This window comes from Streptomyces sp. NPDC059957, assembly GCF_042730015.1.
GTDB lineage: Bacteria > Actinomycetota > Actinomycetes > Streptomycetales > Streptomycetaceae > Streptomyces.
Genome location: NZ_JBHWMB010000033.1, coordinates 63,101 through 81,217 on the forward strand (window position 1 = coordinate 63,101; position 18,117 = coordinate 81,217).

General features: G+C 68.1%; 8 protein-coding genes and 1 pseudogene. 7 read left to right on the top strand and 2 right to left on the bottom strand.

Annotated elements, in window-relative coordinates; genetic code table 11:
* The first annotated feature begins 76 nt into the window (after window positions 1–76).
* The 5 genes from ACFWBW_RS22665 to ACFWBW_RS22685 all read left to right on the top strand — a co-directional run bounded on the left by ACFWBW_RS22665 (window position 77) and on the right by ACFWBW_RS22685 (window position 6,128).
* Window positions 77–499: an ATP-binding protein gene (locus ACFWBW_RS22665; protein ID WP_385375098.1), complete on the top strand. Its 423-nt coding sequence runs from the start codon at window positions 77–79 to the stop codon at window positions 497–499.
* Between the two features lie 109 nt (window positions 500–608).
* Window positions 609–2,633 (top strand): hypothetical protein, encoded by a 2,025-nt coding sequence (locus ACFWBW_RS22670; protein ID WP_385375100.1) that lies wholly within the window; start codon window positions 609–611, stop codon window positions 2,631–2,633.
* A gap of 58 nt (window positions 2,634–2,691) precedes the next feature.
* Window positions 2,692–4,008, top strand: coding sequence for a DUF262 domain-containing protein (locus tag ACFWBW_RS22675; RefSeq protein WP_385375102.1), 1,317 nt, complete (start codon window positions 2,692–2,694; stop codon window positions 4,006–4,008).
* Between the two features lie 8 nt (window positions 4,009–4,016).
* On the top strand, window positions 4,017–5,153 hold the full coding sequence (locus ACFWBW_RS22680; protein ID WP_385375104.1) for a DUF3696 domain-containing protein: 1,137 nt from the start codon (window positions 4,017–4,019) through the stop codon (window positions 5,151–5,153).
* Window positions 5,154–5,195: 42 nt separating this feature from the next.
* A complete protein-coding gene (locus ACFWBW_RS22685) occupies window positions 5,196–6,128 on the top strand; it encodes a hypothetical protein (protein WP_385375106.1) in 933 nt (310 codons plus the stop codon).
* A gap of 1 nt (window position 6,129) precedes the next feature.
* Here the strand turns inward: ACFWBW_RS22685 and ACFWBW_RS22690 are convergent, their stop codons facing one another.
* Together ACFWBW_RS22690 and ACFWBW_RS22695 are read right to left on the bottom strand one after the other, a co-directional pair.
* Window positions 6,130–7,461: an AAA domain-containing protein gene (locus tag ACFWBW_RS22690; protein WP_385375108.1), complete on the bottom strand. Its 1,332-nt coding sequence runs from the start codon at window positions 7,459–7,461 to the stop codon at window positions 6,130–6,132.
* 85 nt (window positions 7,462–7,546) lie between these two features.
* Window positions 7,547–8,470 (bottom strand): annotated as a pseudogene (locus ACFWBW_RS22695) (AAA domain-containing protein); the annotation flags it as partial.
* Window positions 8,471–8,936: 466 nt separating this feature from the next.
* On the opposite strand from ACFWBW_RS22695, the gene ACFWBW_RS22700 reads away from it, so the two are divergent.
* Both ACFWBW_RS22700 and ACFWBW_RS22705 read left to right on the top strand, forming a co-directional pair.
* Window positions 8,937–15,764: a DEAD/DEAH box helicase gene (locus ACFWBW_RS22700; RefSeq protein ID WP_385375110.1), complete on the top strand. Its 6,828-nt coding sequence runs from the start codon at window positions 8,937–8,939 to the stop codon at window positions 15,762–15,764.
* On the top strand, window positions 15,761–18,025 hold the full coding sequence (locus tag ACFWBW_RS22705) for a UvrD-helicase domain-containing protein (protein ID WP_385375112.1): 2,265 nt from the start codon (window positions 15,761–15,763) through the stop codon (window positions 18,023–18,025). The genes ACFWBW_RS22700 and ACFWBW_RS22705 overlap by 4 nt, the downstream gene beginning before the upstream one ends.
* Window positions 18,026–18,117: the final 92 nt, after the last annotated feature.

Here is an 18,117-nt window from a genome sequence, read left to right on the forward strand (position 1 = left end):
CGTTGGCCGCATGAAGCCCACAACTCCCCCCACCCAATCCGCCGCCGAATTCCACGCTCCCGCCCAGGAGTTCGACATGCGTTTCACTTCCACCCCACGCGGCGCACGACTCGCCCGCCGCCTCGTCTCGCACCGCCTTCACGAGTGGGGCCACCCCTACGGCACGACCACCAACGACACTGTCACCCTCATCGCCGCCGAGCTCACCGCGAACGCCGTACGCCACGGCCACCTCCCCGGCCGGGACTTCCACCTCCGCCTCACCGTCAACACCGACGCCACCCTCATCCGCATCGAGGTCATCGACACCCGAACCGAGCGCACGCCCACGCTCACCGCCCCCGAACCGGACGCCGAAGCCGGCCGTGGCCTGGTCCTCGTAGCGGCCCTCGCCACCCGCTGGGGCACCACACCCCGTCAAGGCTCCCCCGGGAAGACCGTCTGGGCTCAACTCGCTGTCAGTGGTCAGGTACAGACTGACTCCGTACGTGTCACCTGACCGGGAAGTTGTCTTCATTGGCCAAGAGCAAGCAGCGCCAGGCCCACTGGCGTGTCGGGTACCTCTTCGTTCACGGCATCGGAAACCAGAAGCCGGGCACCACCCTGGAGTGGGGCAGAAGAGCATCTTCACCGCCCTCCAGGACGTGCACAGCGCGCAGGTCCTGTCCTGGGAGAACCAGCCCCTGGTGGCCTCCCCCGAAGATGCCGCAACCCGGCACGCCGAGGTCGTCGTCTCCCTCGGCGGCACGCGCCACCGCGCACTGTTCGCCGAGGCCCTCTGGGCCGACAAGTTCACCGAACTGGGCCGGCCATCCCTCAGGCGAACGCTGACATTCCTTCTCGCGAGCCTTCCGCTTCTCTTCTGGGTGGTCGGACCCGACCGGCGCGATCTGCGGGTGCTCACCTCACCCTCCCGCGGGCTTCAGGGCCAGGTCGAGGGTTCGCTCGCGCAGATGAGACTGCTGTGGCGGCTCCTCACCTTGGCCGTCATCTCGACCGCGCTCGCCTTCGGCATCCTGATGGCGGCACGCAGCCTGCTGGTTTCGGCGCTGCTCCTCAGCCTGCTGGCCCTGTTGGTCCGTTCTCGCCGCAACCTCCTGTGGCACGTCCGGGTCGCCGCCGTCGACGAAGCTCGAACGCAGCTACTCCTCGTGCACCTCCACCGGAAGCTGGCTTGGATGGAGCGCCACTGCGACGAGGTGGTCGTCGTCGCCCACTCGCAGGGCGGCTACCTCATGCACCGGGTGCTGTCCCCCACGGCCGGCCAGCGGCACCCGAAGGTCCGGCGGTTCATCGGAGTCGGCTCGGGCCTCAAACCGATCAGCCTGCTCAAGACCTTCGACAACAGCGGCATCGGCCCCGGCTTGTGGGCTCTTGCGGGTCTCGTCCCCGGGTTGCTGTGGGGTTTCGGTCCCTGGACGTGGCAGCCCTTTGGATGGGTCTCCCAGGGCCTCCTGCGGGGGGCCTATCTGGCCCTACAGACAGCGCTCACACCCATGGCCTTCCTCGGTGACGCACGCGTCGCGGAACTTCAGCGCGAGACCGTTGCCGCAGAGCTGCACCGGTTCTTCACGGCCATGCCCAGCATGCATCTCGACCTCGCCCACTGGGTCGCCATCACCGTGTCGGTCGCTATGGCATGCCTGCTCACACGGCTGAACCGCGCCGCCTTGCAGGCCCGCCCGCCGTACCCACTCGACCTCGACCACCACCGCCGCCGCATCGAATGGCGTGAGTACAGCAGCCCTCACGACATGGTCGGCCGGATGCTGGGGCCCACGCTCCCCGACGAGGTCGAGCAGCCGTGGATCGCCCCCGTCGGCCAGCCACTCACCGACCACACGCTGTACTTCCACCGCACAGGCATCCTTCCCCGCCGTCTCGCCGCCGATCTGCTGGGGGATCTCGGTCTAAAGGCGGAGGCGGACCGCTGGGACCAGGCGGTGACCTGGCTCGATGATGCCCGGCGCCGGCAAGGAACACGCCGGCGTGCCCTGCACGGGCTGTTGATCGGGACCTTCGCCACTCTGCTCGCGGCGCCCAGGCTGTTCGACAGACCGTCCATCCTCCTCGCCTACCTGCGCGCTTGGCTGCCTCTCTCCCTCCTGCTGCTCGGGCTCACCGTTCTCTTCAGCCTGCTGGCCCACCGGTCCGCGGGCAGAGGAGCCCGGCGTTTCACGGCTTCCCTGACCGGGGCCGCACCTACGCGGCGCGATCGCTGGCGCGTGCGAATCGTGCCGCCCGTGCCAAGCCTCCTGCCAACCGTTGCCACAGCGACCGGAGGGCTGGTCGCCGTGTACAGCACGGTCCGGTTCTTTCTGGCCACCCGCACATACGGCGATGCCCACGTCTGGCAGGGCTACCCACTGCTCGTGCCCATGGGGGCCGGCCTGCTGCTCGTCGCCTGCGCCTCCGCCGCCGGGTACCCGGTACGGGCCCGCTGGTACCTGGTGATCGCCGTACTGGGTTGCCTGGCCCTGTACGCAGCTCCGGCGCCCGCTGCCATCAGCTCACCCTGGGAGCTCCGCCCCGAAGGGACGCTGCTCGGGACCCTCGGGGTGTGCCTGTTCGTAGGCCTGGCAGGCTCCCTTCACGCACGCTTGAGAGCAATCGATCTAACGGCGCAGGAGTGAGGCAGAATCGGGACGGGTCGATGGCACATCACTCCTACGAGGGAACGGAAGCGAAGACATGTCACCGGAGGACAGCGGCAGCAACCGTGCACCCAACTCGAAGGATCAGCTCTCTCTCTACGGCCGCTATCTCGACGAATCGGCTGCCGAGGACGGCGGTGGCTTCCTTGTGGAGGTCGGGGCGAACGGCCGGAGCACCGATGTAGAGCTGGAACAGGCTGACGAGGACCAAGATGGATCCGACGATCAGATCATCGCGCCGTACGATCCGTCCAAGATCGAGATCCAGACCCTCAACCCGACGATCAATCTTCTGATTTCCCGGCTGCTCAACGGGATGATCGACCTTGCCCCCGACTTCCAGCGCAAGGCCGGCATCTGGTCGGACGAACAACAGAGCCGGCTGATCGAGTCCCTCCTCCTCCGCATCCCGCTCCCGTCCTTCTACGCCGCCGAGAACGAGGACAACACCTGGGTCGAGGACAGTTCGTGGGCCATCGTCGACGGCATCCAGCGGCTTACGGCCATCGCACGGTTCATCGCCCCCGACGCACTGGCGAAGATGTCCGGCATCAAGGCCGGGCCGCTCAAGTTGCGTGGGCTGGAGTACCTCAGGAAGGACTTCGAAGGCAAGGGGTACAGCGATCTGTCGGGGCGCATGCAGATCCGTCTCAACGAAACACAGGTCGTCGTTCACCTCATCCGCCCCGGCACGCCTGAAGAGGTCAAGTTCAACATCTTCGCGCGGATCAACACTGGTGGTCTGCCCCTCACCCGGCAGGAGATCCGGCACGCGCTGATCCCCGGTCCGGCGCGGAAGCTTCTGTCCTCACTCGCCGACTCACCGGAGTTCGCATCCGCCACGGGCCGTCGAATCTCCAGCGAGCGGATGGCCGACCGTGAGATGGTGCTGCGCTACCTCGCCTTCCGGCTGACCGATCCCAACATGTTCCGTAGTCAGGACTTCGACCAGTTCCTCGCCCAAACCATGCGTCAGGTCAACCGGCTGACCGACGACGAACGAGCGGCACACGCAATCGATTTCAGGCGAGCCATGATCACAGCCGAGGAAATCTTCGAGGCCCACACGTTCCGTAAGCAGTTCCCGGGGCAAACCTGGCGCTTGCCGGTGAACAAGGCCATCTTCGAGTCAGTCTCCGTAAATCTGGCTTCTCTTACAGACCACGAACGATCAACGCTGGTAGCCTCCCGCGAGCAAGTGGTCGAGGGATATCAGCAGCTCATGGCCGACTACGACTTCGAGCGGTCTGTATCCGTGGGCACCGGTGACCGGTTCAAGGTGGTCAACCGCTTTGCCAAGGTCCGCCGACTCTTCCGTACCGTCCTGGAGAACAACGGGGGCAGCACACAGTGATCGACCAATTGTCACTGACCAACTTCAAGGCCTTCCGATCAGCCGACATCCGACTCGCCCCGGTCACGCTGCTCACCGGCCTGAACTCCTCCGGCAAGAGCACCGTCCTGCAGTCACTCGCCCTGCTGCGCCAGTCGTACGACTCGGGCATCCTCATGTCCACGGACGGTGACGCCGACAGCCACGGCGGTTTCCTCCTCGACGGCGATCTGGTGGAGCTGGGTACCGGCCAGGACCTGCTGCACGAGGACTTCACCACGGAGCAGGCGGGCACGGATCCGCTGATCTCCGTCGAGTTCCTTACGTCTGGCAAGGAGACGTACACCTGGTCAGCGCAGTACGCGCCCGAGCAGGACGTGCTCCCGCTCGCACTCTCCAGCCGGCCCGCCGACTGGGGGGACGTGCCCCTGTTCTCTCGGCGTTTCCAGTACCTCAAGGCTGACCGGATCATGCCGGCCACGACCTACCCCCGCTCGCACCACCAGGCCATCGGCCGCGGCTTCCTCGGTTCGCGCGGTGAGCACGCCGTCAACTTCCTCCGGCATCATGCACAGGACGTGGTACCGGAAGGGCACCCGCTGCGTCATCCGCAGGCCGGCGGCCATACGCTGCTCGACCAGGTCGTCGCATGGATGCAGGAACTGTGCCCGGGGGTGAACCTCGAGGCCTCCGAGATTCCGGGGATCGACTCGGTGAGGCTCAGCTTCGGATTCGGTGGTACGGCAGGTCTCGACTCAACTCGCCGCCGCCGGCCGACGAACGTCGGATTCGGGCTCACCTACGCCCTACCCATCGTCGTCGCGTGCCTCACCGCCGGGCCGGGCAGTCTCATCCTCCTTGAAAACCCCGAGGCCCATCTGCACCCGCGCGGCCAGTCCCGTATGGCCGCCCTCATCGCTGCGGCGGCGTCCGCAGGTGCCCAGCTCATCGTCGAAACCCACAGCGACCACGTGCTCGACGGGATCCGGCTGGCCGTCAAGCAGGGGCGGCTGGCGGCAGCGGATACTGCCGTGCACTTCTTCCGGGGCAACGGCGCCGGTGTCCAGATCATCACCCCTGCCGTCTCCGAGGACGGATCGCTCTCCGAGTGGCCCGAGGGCTTCTTCGACGAGGCGGAGAACACACTCGACCAACTGCTGGGCTGACGCCCACCCGTCAGTTCCAGAAGCCACAAGGGGGGGCGCTTCATGGTGCTCATGTTCTTCAACGAGAAGTCCTGCGTCTCCGACTGCACGCAGGACGAGGCCGGCCAGGCCATGCGTGATTTCGTGAAGGTCTGCCAGGCCGTCCGGCGCGTCGACAACGGGGTCGCCCTCGTTAGCGAAGTCCCTATGGAGGACGTTGCGATATCTCAGGGTTACTACCTGGCCCAATGGCGCAATGACGTCCAGAATCGGGACCACTGGGCGTTCATGCAGCGGCTGCGCCGCAAAGCACCGCACTCCTCGGTCCTGCCTGCCCCTCCGGAGGACCAGGAGGTGGAGTACCGGCACGAGGGTGACCGAGTTCTCGGGCTCGCTGCCGCACACCTCATGGACACATTGGCTGTCAGTCTTCCCACCGCCCCTTCCTTGGACTCTTCCTGGCTGAGTGTCGACTACGTGCTCATCGACGAGGACGAGGTCCAGGAAGACAGGGCGGAAGTCCGCCACGCATCGGCACCCGGACACGTCAGCGAACACGCGCAGTGGATCCGCGACAGCGCGGCGAGCTCCGTCACCTCGGGTGCGCAGCTGTGGGAGGTACGGGAGTCCCTGTTCGCTTCTCTCGAGTTCGCCCCGGGGGTGGAGGCCAACCTGAGGGACCTCCCCGGTGTGTCCGTGCACTCGGTCCGAACCGCGCTCCTGGGACTCAATACTGCGGCCGAAACCTGGAAGCCCGGGGAAGCGGAACCGGCATGGCCCATCAAGGTGGTCCCGGAGAGCGAGACGCGGATGAATCTCGGGCTGTGCAACTTCACCGACTCCGACGGGAGCAAGCAGCTGTTCAGCCTCCACACCCGCTACCGGCCGAGGCCTGGCCGCATCCACCTGCGAGTGGTCACCGAGGAGGGCATCGTCCGTATCGGGTACATCGGCCGGAAGCGCCTGACGGAGGACGTCCCCCGCAAGTCGCGATGAGCTACGGGAGCCAGCGTGCCGCCTGCTCCCGAGTACCCCGGGTAGCGTCAACCCACCAGTGTCCGCTCGCCTTGTCCCACTGGGCCCTGAGCAGACGCTTCGCCTCGTCCTTCTGCGCGTACGGAACGTTGAGGTACAGACGGCCGTCGCGCACCAGTCCGGGATGCACCTCGCCTGCCGGTTCGGCTCGCTGGGTCGGCACCTCGGGTGCCGGGGCGGTGCCCTCCGTCGGGCGCCATGGCGTCCGCGCCGGGCGTTCCATGCGGGTCTGTTCCATCAGGCGTCGTACCGGATCGGAGGAGGCCGGGTCGGTGTAGCGCATCATCAGGTCGGTCGGTCCGACGTTCGCGAGCAGGTTCTTCGAGCCGTGCCAGAGCACCGAATCGTCGATGATCACGACCTTCTCGTGCATGCGTTCGCGGAATTCGACCCGGCACCCGGCTTCCTCCAGCAGACTCACCAGGTCCCGGTGCCGGGCCTCCCGCGAGGGATCCTGCTGTTCCTCCGGCCTGCGGGTGAAGACCGTGACCTGAAGCCCTGCCGCTGTCCGCGCGCCGAACATCTGCGCCCACCGTCGAACCGGGACCGGATCCATGAAGGCCGAGTAGAGCTCGATGCTCCGCTGGGCCCGCTCCACGTCCCACGCCACCGCGCTCAAGACCTCGCTGTGCTCGAAGAAGGCGGGCCGGGCCAGCTCCTCCTCGGACAGCGTGGCCAGTTGGTCGGCGTCCCGGACCGGGATGAGCTGGTCCGCAGAGATGGTCTGCGCATGCGCCTCCAGATGGCCGAGCATCGTCAGCGCCTCGCTGTGGGGAGCGAGGTGCTTGCGCAGGAAGTCGACGTCCGCCACGACCACGAGGTGGTCCTGTGCTCGGCTGAGGGCGACGTTGAGCAGTCGGCAGGTCTGCGAGGACAGACCCGTTCCGCTGTAGAAGAAGCCGGGATCCCGGCCGGCACCCGCCACCGTGTCGAGGACCACGACGGGGCGCTGACTGCCCTGGAAACGGTGGACAGTGTCGACCAGCCCGTCGTAATCCTCCCCGAACCGTTGCGCCAGACTGCTTTTGAGGGCTTTGACCTGCTCCTCGTACGGGGAGATGACGGCGAGCCTGTCGGTGGCCCGTTCGCCCTCGGGAACCTCCTGCCACCTGCAGCCGGGCAGGACGCCCTCGTACTGGAGTCCGCGGACCAGCTCGTGCACGACGGCGGCGTGGACGGCATTCGACATGTGCGGTTTGCCGCCGCCTCCGGGGATCCTGCGCCCCGATGTGTCGATCAGGATCACCGGTGAGTCGATGAGCGGGGCGAAATGAGTCGACCAGCCCGGCGGCATGGAAGGCCTCCCGCGCCACCCCGGCCCGGGAGTGGACCCGTTCCTGCTCGCTCGCTCCGCGGCCGCCGTCCCCCTTGGTCACGGCGGGCAACTGGCGGAAATCACCAGCCACGATCACCCGCTTGCGGGCCAGGCCGGCGGCGAACCAGGCCGAGGGCAGATTGACCACCCCGGCCTCGTCGATCACCACGACGTCGATGTCGTCCAGGAGCTTGCGTGACTGAACGGCCTTCGCCACGGTCACTCCCAGGACCCGGCAGTGCGACCTGACCTCGTCCTGGATGCGCTTGCGCTTTTGCCCGAGCGCATCCAGCAGCTGTTGGAGGGCACCTGCGGACTCGGCGACGGTACGCCTGGGCGGGCCTGCCTCCAGCTCCAGGACCCGGTCGTGCAGGGCCAGTGCAGCTCGTGCGACCTTGAGCTGGTCGGCCGCCGCGGCGATCTGCCGGTCGATGCTCTCCACGAGGACAGCGGCGATCCGGCCCGGATCCACCTGGTCTCCGTATCGGCTGCGCAACGACGGCAGCGTGATGCTTCCCGCCCGCTGGACGATCCCCTCGGCGAATCCCCCCTCTCGCTCCAGCAGGGAACAAATCCTCTCCAGGGCCTGGTCGACCGCAACGTTCGTGGGGGCCAGGAAGAGGACTTTGTGGCCTTGGCGGAAACTGCCTTCGACGATGTGGGCGACGACATCGGTCCGCCCGGTACCGGGCGGACCCCACAGGAAGAGCACCTCGCTGGCAAGGGCGTGCACAACGGCGTCGCGTTGGCGCGGATTCAGCTGAAGACCTGCCCAGTTCGCCACCCATTGCCCCGGGTCCTCGGCACGTCCAAGGCGCGGTGTGCCCCGGCCGACCAGCCAGCCCGCGTGCGCGGTGTCCACCGGGCTGTCCTCGGTCCCTACAGTTTCCAGCCGCTCGGCCAGCACGGCCCAGCTCGCAGAGTCGTCCTTGCGGATCTGGACGTTCGTGGGAGCAGCCCCGAAGTCGGCTTTCGTCAAGAGCCGCACAGTCCCGTCGGGAGCGCGGGAGGCCTCGGCCGGTTCCCACGCCTTCCGGGAGCGGGACGGCCTGGCGAGAACGGGAAGACCGTCCAAGCTGCCGTTCCAGGCGCGGCACTCGAAGAGATACTCGCGCGTACCCCCGGCGTGCGAAAGAAGCCGCCCTTTGGAGAGGGCGACCTTCAAGGCCCCATCGGCGTCATTCCGCTATTCCGCGAGAATCTCAGCGCGCACCGCCGTCAGAAACTCCTCCACCGGATGAGGACGCCCCGACCCAAGTCATGCCCCCCCCCAGATCTCCCCCCACAGATCCGAGGACTGTACGTGAGTCTGCTGTCACCGCGCGGGCAGCAGACGGCCACTGGCCAGGCGCTGGCCTGAATCATTCGACGCAGGCATTGCCGGAAACAATGTCGCCGGCTCCGTATACCGTTGACGCAGCTCACCGACATATTGCGAATCGAAGGAGAACGTCGTGAGGCCCACGCTGGCCGCCGCGCAGCTGCGGGGCAGTCTCACCCAGTACCTCACGACGACGTACGCACTCACCGACGAGGACACCCGACGGGCGCTAGAGCGGTTCCTTGAGCATCCGGAGACCGGCATGTTCCGCGGCCCATATCTGCGGATCAGGACGCCGTTCCACAAGGCGGACGCCGGGTGGGAGAAGCACCTGGAGTGGAACCCCGGATTCACCCCGTACCGCCACCAGGCGAAGGCGTACGAGCGGCTGAGTACGCTGCACGGGTCGGCCCGGCCGACGCTGGTGACGACGGGTACCGGTTCGGGAAAGACCGAATCCTTCCTCATCCCCGCGCTCGACCACTGCCGTCGTGAGAAGGCCCTCGGCCGGCGCGGGGTCAAGGCCGTACTGCTCTATCCGATGAATGCGCTCGCCTCCGACCAGGCCAGCCGTATCGGCGACTACCTGGCACAGCCCGAGCTCGCCCAGGTCACGGCCGGGCTCTACATCGGAGACCGGCCGGACACGGACTTCCGTCGGGTGATGACGAGGCGCGAGGACATGCGGCAGTCGCCGCCCGACCTGCTCATCACGAACTACAAGATGCTCGACCTGTTGCTCCAGCGGAGCGAGGACCGCGCACTGTGGCAGGACTCCCGGATCCAGTACGTGGTGCTGGACGAGTTCCACACCTACGACGGGGCGCAGGGTACCGACGTCGCCATGCTGTTGCGCCGTCTGGCCATGACCACGGGCCAGAGCGAGCCCGGACGGCCGCTCGGCTCGATCTGCCCGGTGGCGACGTCGGCGACGCTCGGTGAAGCCGGACCGGGAGCCGGACCCGGCGACATCCTGGAAGTGGCGGCCCAGGTCTTCGGGATGCCGTTCCCCGCGGATGCCCTGGTGGGCGAGGAACGGATGTCACCCGAGCAGTTCACCGGTCCGGTGAACTACGGCCTGCCCGAGCCGCCTTCGCCCGAGGAGGTCATCTCCTGCTCGGGCGGCCCGGATGTGGTGTCGCGTCCGGACAAGCTCGACCTCAACGCCCTGGCGACACGGATGCTGGGGCAGGAGGGCATGTCCGCGTTCGAGATCGGGAGACTGCTCAAGCAGCACGACTTCACCCAGGGAGTGCTGTCCCTCCTGGACGGGGAGCCGCTCAGCGAATGGGAGTTGCGGGACCGCCTCGGCCGGTTCGGCTATGCCTGGGGACGTACCGCCCGCGAGAACCCGCGTCTCGCCCTCGCTGCCCTCGCACGGTTCGTGGCCCTGCTGTCGGCTGCCCGCGATCCGGAGTCGGACGAGCGCCGCCCACGACCGCTGCTCCACGTGGAGACCCACCTCTGGGTGCGGCCGGTGGGACGGATCCTGCGCGGAGTCGGCCCCGGTAAGCCCGAGTTCCACTGGTACGAGGACGATCGCAACCGGCGTTCCGCCCAGACTGCAGCGCCTCCGGAGACCGACGAGGACGCGGAGGCCGGCCGGATCGGCTCGGTGGCCCGCTCGCACCGGGCTCAGTCCGTGATCGGAGCCGACACCACGGTCCGGCAGTCGAGCGTACGGCTGCCCGCCGTGTACTGCCGAAACTGCGGGCGCTCCGGGTGGGCGGCCATCTCTCCGGAGGCCGATCCACAGCAACTGGTGATGGCCCACGACAAGATCTGGCGCGCGAGCGTGGGGCGGGAGAAGCGGCGGGTCCGCTACTTCATCGCCGCCACGCCCTCGGAACAGCAAGATGCACTGGCCGCGCTCGGCCAGTCCCAGCCCGCGTCGGGAGGGGGGCAGCTTCCTGCTCTGGTCCTGGACGGCGCGCAGGGCACTTACCGGCTGCCGGTGACGCAGGACGCGGCAAGTCTGCAGGACGCCTGCTTCGTCCTTGCGATCACCGAGAAGAAGAGCGCCGACAAGGCCTCCGTGGACCAGCGCTGCCCAGCCTGCGACACCGACAACTCGATGCGCTTCCTCGGTACCCGGCTCGCGGCCCTGGCAGCCGCGACGGTGACCCAGCTGTTCACCGGACAGGAAGTCGCCCTCGAAGCGGAGGAACGCAAGACCCTCCTGTTCAACGACTCGACCCAGGATGCGGCCCACCGCGCGGGATACGTGGCTAACCGGTCGTTCACCTTCTCCCTGCGATCGCTCCTCGCACGCAATCTCGACGAGTCGGGCCGCCCGCTGGCCCTCAACGACCTGATCGGGAACGTGCTCGACTCCGTCGAGGACCCTCAGGCCCTTGCCGCCGTGGTCCCACCCGACCTCTACGACGAGCCCGGCGTGGACCGGCTGCTCTCCGGACGGGGTACGGGCGACCTGCGGACCTGGAAACTCATCGGTGAGCGCCTCGCCTTCGCCACGGTGATGGAGTTCGGGCTCCGTTCCCGCCAGGGACGCACCCTGGAGCTGACCCGGACGGCGGCCGCCGAGGTGGTCATCGAGGACCAGCACCGGATCACGATGCTCGCGCGCGACGTGCACATGACCCTGCCGGGCCAGCTGCTCGGCACCGGGCTGCCGACGGCCGAGCGCTATCTGGCCTTCGTACGGGGGCTGCTGGAACGGGTGCGGCTGCGCGGAGGGGTCCGGCACCGGTGGCTGGAGCCCTGGATGAAGGACGCCGGGGTGACCCGGTTCAAGATCTGGGGCGGTCGGCCCGACGGCATGCCCGCCTTCCCCGAAGGCGTGGCCGCGCCACGCTTCGTACTGGACGGCGAGAAGGGAAAGTCCGACTTCGACTCGATGACGGCTCGCGCCGGCTGGTACCAGGACTGGGCGCGCCGCTGCCTCGGGCTCGATGCCGCCGGGGCGGCCGAGTACCTCCGCAGGATGCTGCCCGTGCTCGTCGATGAAGGACTGCTGTCGGCGCGTACGACACAGGACCGGACCACGAAGATCTACGGCTTGCAGCCAGGCCACGTCGAGGTGCGGCTCCTTGAGGACGACATCGTCAACAAGGCATTCGTGTCCTGTGAGGCGTGTGGCTGGCAGCAAGTGGTACACCCCTCCAGGCGGACCCGGTGGTACGGGCATCCCTGCCCCCGGTATCGCTGCCGCGGACAGATCACCGCGCCCCAGCCGGGCATGTCCACCGTGTCGTCTTCCGGTTCCACGAGCTTCGGTGGCCCCCGACCCCGGGACTACCGCGACGACTACTACCGGCACCTCTACCGGACAGGCGGCACCTTCCGGGTCGTCACGGCCGAGCACACCGGCATGCTGACCCGAGCTCAGCGCGAACGCGTGGAGCGGACCTTCCGCGACGGCACCCATTACACCGACCCGAACGTGCTGTCGTGTACGCCCACCCTGGAACTCGGCATCGACATCGGAGACCTGTCGGCCGTTCTGCTGGGATCGCTCCCCAAGGGCCCCGCCAACTACGTACAGCGCGCGGGCCGTGCGGGCCGCAAGACGGGCAACGCCCTGGTGGTGGCTTTCGGCGGCCGCCGGGCCCGCGACCTGTACTACCTGGACGAGCCCCGGGAGATGATCGCCGGGGACATCGTTCCGCCGGGCTGTTACCTTTCCGCCGTGGAGATCCTGCGCCGCCAGTACACGGCCCACCTGCTGGACTTGGCGGCCCGAGGCCAACTTTCCACGAACGACGGTGTGCAGCTCCAGCCGGCACCGCGCCTGGTGTCCGCACTGTTCGGCAGCACCGCCTGGTGCCAGGAGCTCGCGGACGCGGCCCTGGCCCATGGCGCCGTGCTCGTCGAGTCGTTCCTGGCCCTCTTCCCCTCCCTGCCGGGCCGGGAGGACACGGGGATCTCGGACCAGGCCGCCGCGGAACTGCGGAAATACGCGTGTGGCGGGATCGTTCGTGCCCTCCAGGAGGCCGAGGAGGAATGGACCGGCCGCGGAGAGGAACTCCGGCGCCGGATCCGGGCCATCGACGCGGCGATGGACCAACTCGTCCGAAGCGATCCCGAACAGGAACGTGAATGGCGGGAGTTGCGTGCCGAGCGCTACGCCACGGGCAACCTCCTGCGCGATCTCAACCAGACCAGCGCACACGGAGCCCTTGTCGAACTCGGACTCCTTCCCAACTACACGCTGTCGGACAGCACCACCCAGCTGGAAGCCACCCTCTACTGGACCGAGGAGCCGGACACCGAAGGGGCCAAGAAGACCTACCGCAGCGAGGTACGGGACTACGAGCGCTCCCGCCGGTCCGCGCTTTCCGAACTGGCTCCCGGCAACAGCTTCTACGTCAACGGCTACAAGCACGTGGTCCGGGCCCTGGAGATCGGCAGCCCCGAACGCCGTGCCTGGTCGGTGTGGCGCCTGTGCCCGGCATGCGGTTACGCCCGTACCGAGAACGCCGAGACCGACGCCTCCCCCTGCCCCCGCTGCGGTGGCCGGGAGATCGCCGATGCCGGGTGTGTCCAGCGCGTGCTCCAGCCGAAGCGGGTCATGTCGCGCGACAAGCGGGACGATGCCCGGGTCCGTGACGACAAGGACGAGCGGGACAGCCGACGGTACGCCGTGCTCACGACCGTGGACATCGACCCCGTGCACTTGGCCCCGGGTTCCTGGCGCCACGACACGGCCGTCTTCGGTGTCGACTTCACCCGTCAGGCATTGGTGCGCACACTAAACCTCGGGCTCGACCGGCAGGACGGCAGCAGCACCGTGCCCCTCGCCGGGGCGGACGTGAGGATCAACCCCTTCTACGTGTGCACGAGTTGCGGCGGCGCCACCTCCGAGGGGCGCCCCGTCGTGGACCACCACCAGGACGCCCTGACCGAATCCCTCGCCGCGTCGACCCGGGCCAGCGCCCACCACCAGCTCTGGTGCCCGCGCCGGAAGGTCCGTACGAACACTTCGGAAGGTCAGGGCAAGGGCGAGGACGTACCCCTGCTCCTGGCCCACGAACTGACCACCGAGGCCATCAGGATCCTGCTTCCCGCATCTGTCGCACGCGTCAAGGAACGACTCGCCTCCTTCACCGCCGCCCTGTTCGTCGGCATCGCCGCCCGCTACGGCGGCGACCCGGACCACATCGACATCACGTCGGCGTCCATGCCCGACGGCACGGACCCCGAATGGCCTCGTCGCTTCCTCGTCGCCTACGACCGGCTGCCGGGTGGTACCGGCTACCTGCACCGCCTCGCAACCTCCGAGGGCTTCCGCGAAGTACTGCTCAAGGCCCGTGAGGTGATCGAGAACTGCCCCTGCATCGAGAAGGGCCTCGACGGCTGCCACCGCTGCCTTCTGCGCCGCGTGCCGGCTTCCGACTACGACAAGGTCAGCCGCAACGAGGTCCGGCAGATGCTCGACGAGCTGCTGGGAGCCAACGGCAGCGACTGGGCCACCTCGCCGGTTCAAGCCACCCACCAGATCCCGCTGGAGGCGCAGGCCGAAAGCGATCTGGAGGTCATGTTCCTGGAGACCTTGGGCGATTGGGCCCAGCAGCCCTCGGCCAAAGCCAGCGCGGATGCGTACACGACCACGGCCGGAACGTACTCCATGGATCTGCGACTGACTGGCGCCGACGGGGCCACCGTCAGCTGGCGGGTCTCCCAGCAGCGCGTGCTCGACGGCACCCGCCCGGACGTCCTCTTCGAGCGAACGGACGCCCCCGGTCCGCGCATCGCGCTCTACCTCGACGGGTACGAATTCCACGCCGGCCCCAGGCACAAGGACAGGCTGGCCGATGACGCACTCAAGCGCACCCGGCTCCGCGCCGACGGCGTACGGGTCTTCCAGCTCACCTACTACGACGTGAAGGACTGGCGGACCCGGGTCCGCGACACGGGCTATGCGAGCACGGGCCCCGAGCAGCCGGTCTGGGTCCCCTACGGGGAGCCTGGCCAGAAGCGTGCCCGCGACTACTACGCGAACGTGCACAAGGGCCTGCCCGGCGAGCTCTCCGCGGCCCTGTGGGTGAATCCGGCAGACCTCCTGCTTGCCTATCTGCGCGCACCGGAGGCTTCCCTGTGGCAGCATCGCGCCGAAGCCGCCGTCGCGGGGCTGCTGGGAGCCGGAGCCCGGATCGCAGCCCTGCAGCCGCAGGCAGTCGGCTCACAGCTCCTCTGCGCGCTGAGAGGCGATGCCCCGCAGGGCCCCCAGGGACCGGTTCAGCTGTTCACTGCCGTCGACATGTCCGGCTGCGCCGTGACGGCAGTGGCCGACGGCCGGCACCGGCCTCCGATGTGGACCGCGCTGACCGTGCTCGACGACAGCGACCAGGTCCTGTCCGACGAGGCCCGCCACAAGAAGCGCTGGCACGCGTGGCTCTACTGGAGCAACGTGATGCAGTTCCTGGACCACGGAGGCGGTGACAGCGTCCAGTTGACGACAAGTCTGCTGGGCGGGTTCACCGCTGACGGGCTCGCAGTCGTCGGGGGTCCGGGCTGGCTTGCATCCCAGGCTGCCGAAAGGCCTGCCCTGGAGTCGGACGGGGCCGTACCGCAGTCCGCCGACACTCCCGCCGTGGCTGCGCTCCCCGCGCCAGCACGCTCCTCCGATACGGCGCATGACGCCGCCTGGGAACAGGTGCTGGATTTCCTCGACCCGGAGGAACCCGGATTGCGCCCCCTCACCCAGGAACTCGCCTCACTGGGCGTGACACCTCCCGAGGCCGGATACGAGCTGGACGAGCACGGATGGATGGCCGAACTGGCCTGGCCCGCCGCACGGATCGCCGTGGTCACGGCGCACCGTCCCGTGGACGGAGAAGAGGACCACGACGCCGAGGACCGGGACAAGGCATTCGTCTCGGCGGGCTGGTGGGTCCGTACCGCCGCCACCTGTACCGCCCAGGACATCGCGGAACTCCTCGCTCCGGCCGAGGGCGAAGACACGGACACGAACACGAACGACGGAGACCAGAAGCGATGACGACCACAGGCGTGACCCTGCGGCTGCTCGACAAGGCCGACAAGGAGATCCTGCGGCTGCCTCGTGCGGTCAAGGGGGCGATCTACGACTTCCAGCACAAGTTCAAGGAGAACCCTGAGCTCCGGGGTCTGCGCCTGAAGCAGCTGGAGGGCCACGACCGCCTCTGGTCCGCACGCATCAATGACGAGTACAGGGCCCTGCTGCTGCGCCTGGCGGACACCGACTGGTTGATCGTCTCCGTCAAACACCGCAAGGAGGCGTACGAGAAGCTCGACCGGCTCTCGTACGGCATCAACCGGATCACCGGCGGCATCGAGTACGTCGACCTCGAAATCGTCGAGGAGAGCGTCCTTCGCCGCGCGGCTGCGCCTGCGCCCTCCGCCCCTCCTGCCGTGTCCTCCCCGGCCCCCGAGCCCGTCCCCGCTCCCGTCCTGCTGTTCGCTGCGTTCTCCGACAAACAGCTCATCGACCTCGGTGTGGCCGGGCCACTAGTCCCGGTCGTCCGCACGCTCACCACCGAGGATCAGCTTCTCGGCTTGGCCGAGTACGCCCCGCAGCTCACCGCGGAAGTGCTCCTCGCACTCCACGACGGTGCGTCGTACGACGCTGTGCTGGAGCAGATCACCACGCCCGTCTCCACTCCGGACGTCGACACGGACGACTTCCGAGCCGCTGCCGAGCGGCCTGCCACCATGGTCACCACCACGGATGAGGCGCTGCGCGAAGCGTTGGAGGGCGGAGACTTCGGCCGTTGGAGGATCTTTCTCCATCCGACGCAGTCCAAGCTCGTCGACCGCGAGTACTCGGGCCCTGCCCGCGTCGGGGGCGGGCCCGGTACCGGAAAAACCATCGTGGCCCTGCACCGGGTCAAGCACTTGGTCGACCGGCTGCCTCCGGGCCGCAACAAGCCCGTGCTTCTCACCACGTACAACAAGAACCTTGCCGCCGATCTGAAGTCCCGACTCATGCAGTTGGGGGGTGAGGAGCTTCTGGCCCGGGTGGAGATCAGTCACGTGGACCAGCTCGCCCTGCGCGTCGTACGTGAAGCCGAACCCGGAAGCTCCAAGCAGACCCTCGATGAGGGTCAGGCTCTCCGCGAATGGCGTGCTCTGCTCGACGAGCTGGGCGAGACCGGCTGGGACGCCCAGTTCCTGCACGACGAATGGACCCAGGTCATCCTGGGACAGGCCGTGGTCTCCCGGACCGAGTACTTCCGTGCACGTCGCGCCGGAAGGGGCAAGAACATCGGGCGGGCCGAGCGCGCCGAGATCTGGCAGCTCGCGGAGCGGTTCACCCAGCGGCTCGACCGCCTGGGACGCCAGACCTGGGAGCAGGTCGCCGAGCGCGCGGCCCGGCTGGAGATGGACCGTGAGCGACGGATCCACGCCATCGAGCGTCAGCGGGAGGAAGCCGGCGGGCTCGACAACATTCATCTCCAGGCCGGCTCCGCCGGATGGCTGCGCCACCGCTTCCAGCACATCGTGGTCGACGAGGCTCAGGACCTGCGGGCTGCCCACTGGAAGCTGCTGCGGGCCATGGCACCGCGTACGGGCAACGACATCTTCCTGGTGGGCGACACGCACCAGCGCATCTACGGCAACCAGGTCACGCTCGGAAGCCTGGGCGTCCACATCCGCGGGCGCTCGGCCAAACTGACCTTGAGCTACCGAACGACTCGCCAGATCCTCGGCTCCGCACTCGGCGTGCTCAGCGGGCAGAGCTTCGACGACCTGGACGGCGGCACCGAGGACCTGGCGGGATACCGATCCGTCCTGACCGGAGGCATGCCCGAGCTGCACGGGTGCGAAGACTGGGAGTCCGAGCGGGAATCGATCGCCGCGCTCCTGGCCGACTGGATCGCCCTGCCGACACCACCCGAGCAGATCGCCGTCTGCGTCCCAACCAACGCCATGGCGAGCGAGCTGGCCTACACCCTGCTCGCCCACAAGGGGATCAAGGCGGTGGAGATCGGCCCCGAAGGCCCCCGTGGAGACGAAGGCGTCCACATCGGCACGATGTTCCGGTTCAAGGGGCTCGAGTACCAGCGCATGGTCATCGCGGGGGTCCGGGACGGGCTCGTGCCCCGGGAGGCGGTCACCCGCCTGCGGATCACCGATGCGGTGCGCTACCGGGGTGAGCTCCAGCGGGCCCGTTCCCTGCTTTTCGTCGCGGCCACCCGGTCCCGGGACAGCCTCGCCATCTTCTGGCACGGCCGTCCGAGCCCCTTCCTCGAACCGCTCATGCGCCTGCCCGCCTCATGAGCGCGTTGACCGGCTGCCGAATGTACGGTTAGGGTTACCTAAGTCGGATGGGGCGGCCCTTGGCCCCCTGTCCTGACCCGTGTACATGCGCG

Coding starts and splice junctions, on each gene's coding strand:
- ACFWBW_RS22665 (WP_385375098.1), top strand. CDS start 77: ATGCGTTTCACTTCCACCCCACGCGGCGCACGACTCGCCCGCCGCCTC.
- ACFWBW_RS22675 (WP_385375102.1), top strand. CDS start 2,692: ATGTCACCGGAGGACAGCGGCAGCAACCGTGCACCCAACTCGAAGGAT.
- ACFWBW_RS22685 (WP_385375106.1), top strand. CDS start 5,196: ATGGTGCTCATGTTCTTCAACGAGAAGTCCTGCGTCTCCGACTGCACG.
- ACFWBW_RS22690 (WP_385375108.1), bottom strand. CDS start 7,461: ATGCCGCCGGGCTGGTCGACTCATTTCGCCCCGCTCATCGACTCACCG.
- ACFWBW_RS22705 (WP_385375112.1), top strand. CDS start 15,761: ATGACGACCACAGGCGTGACCCTGCGGCTGCTCGACAAGGCCGACAAG.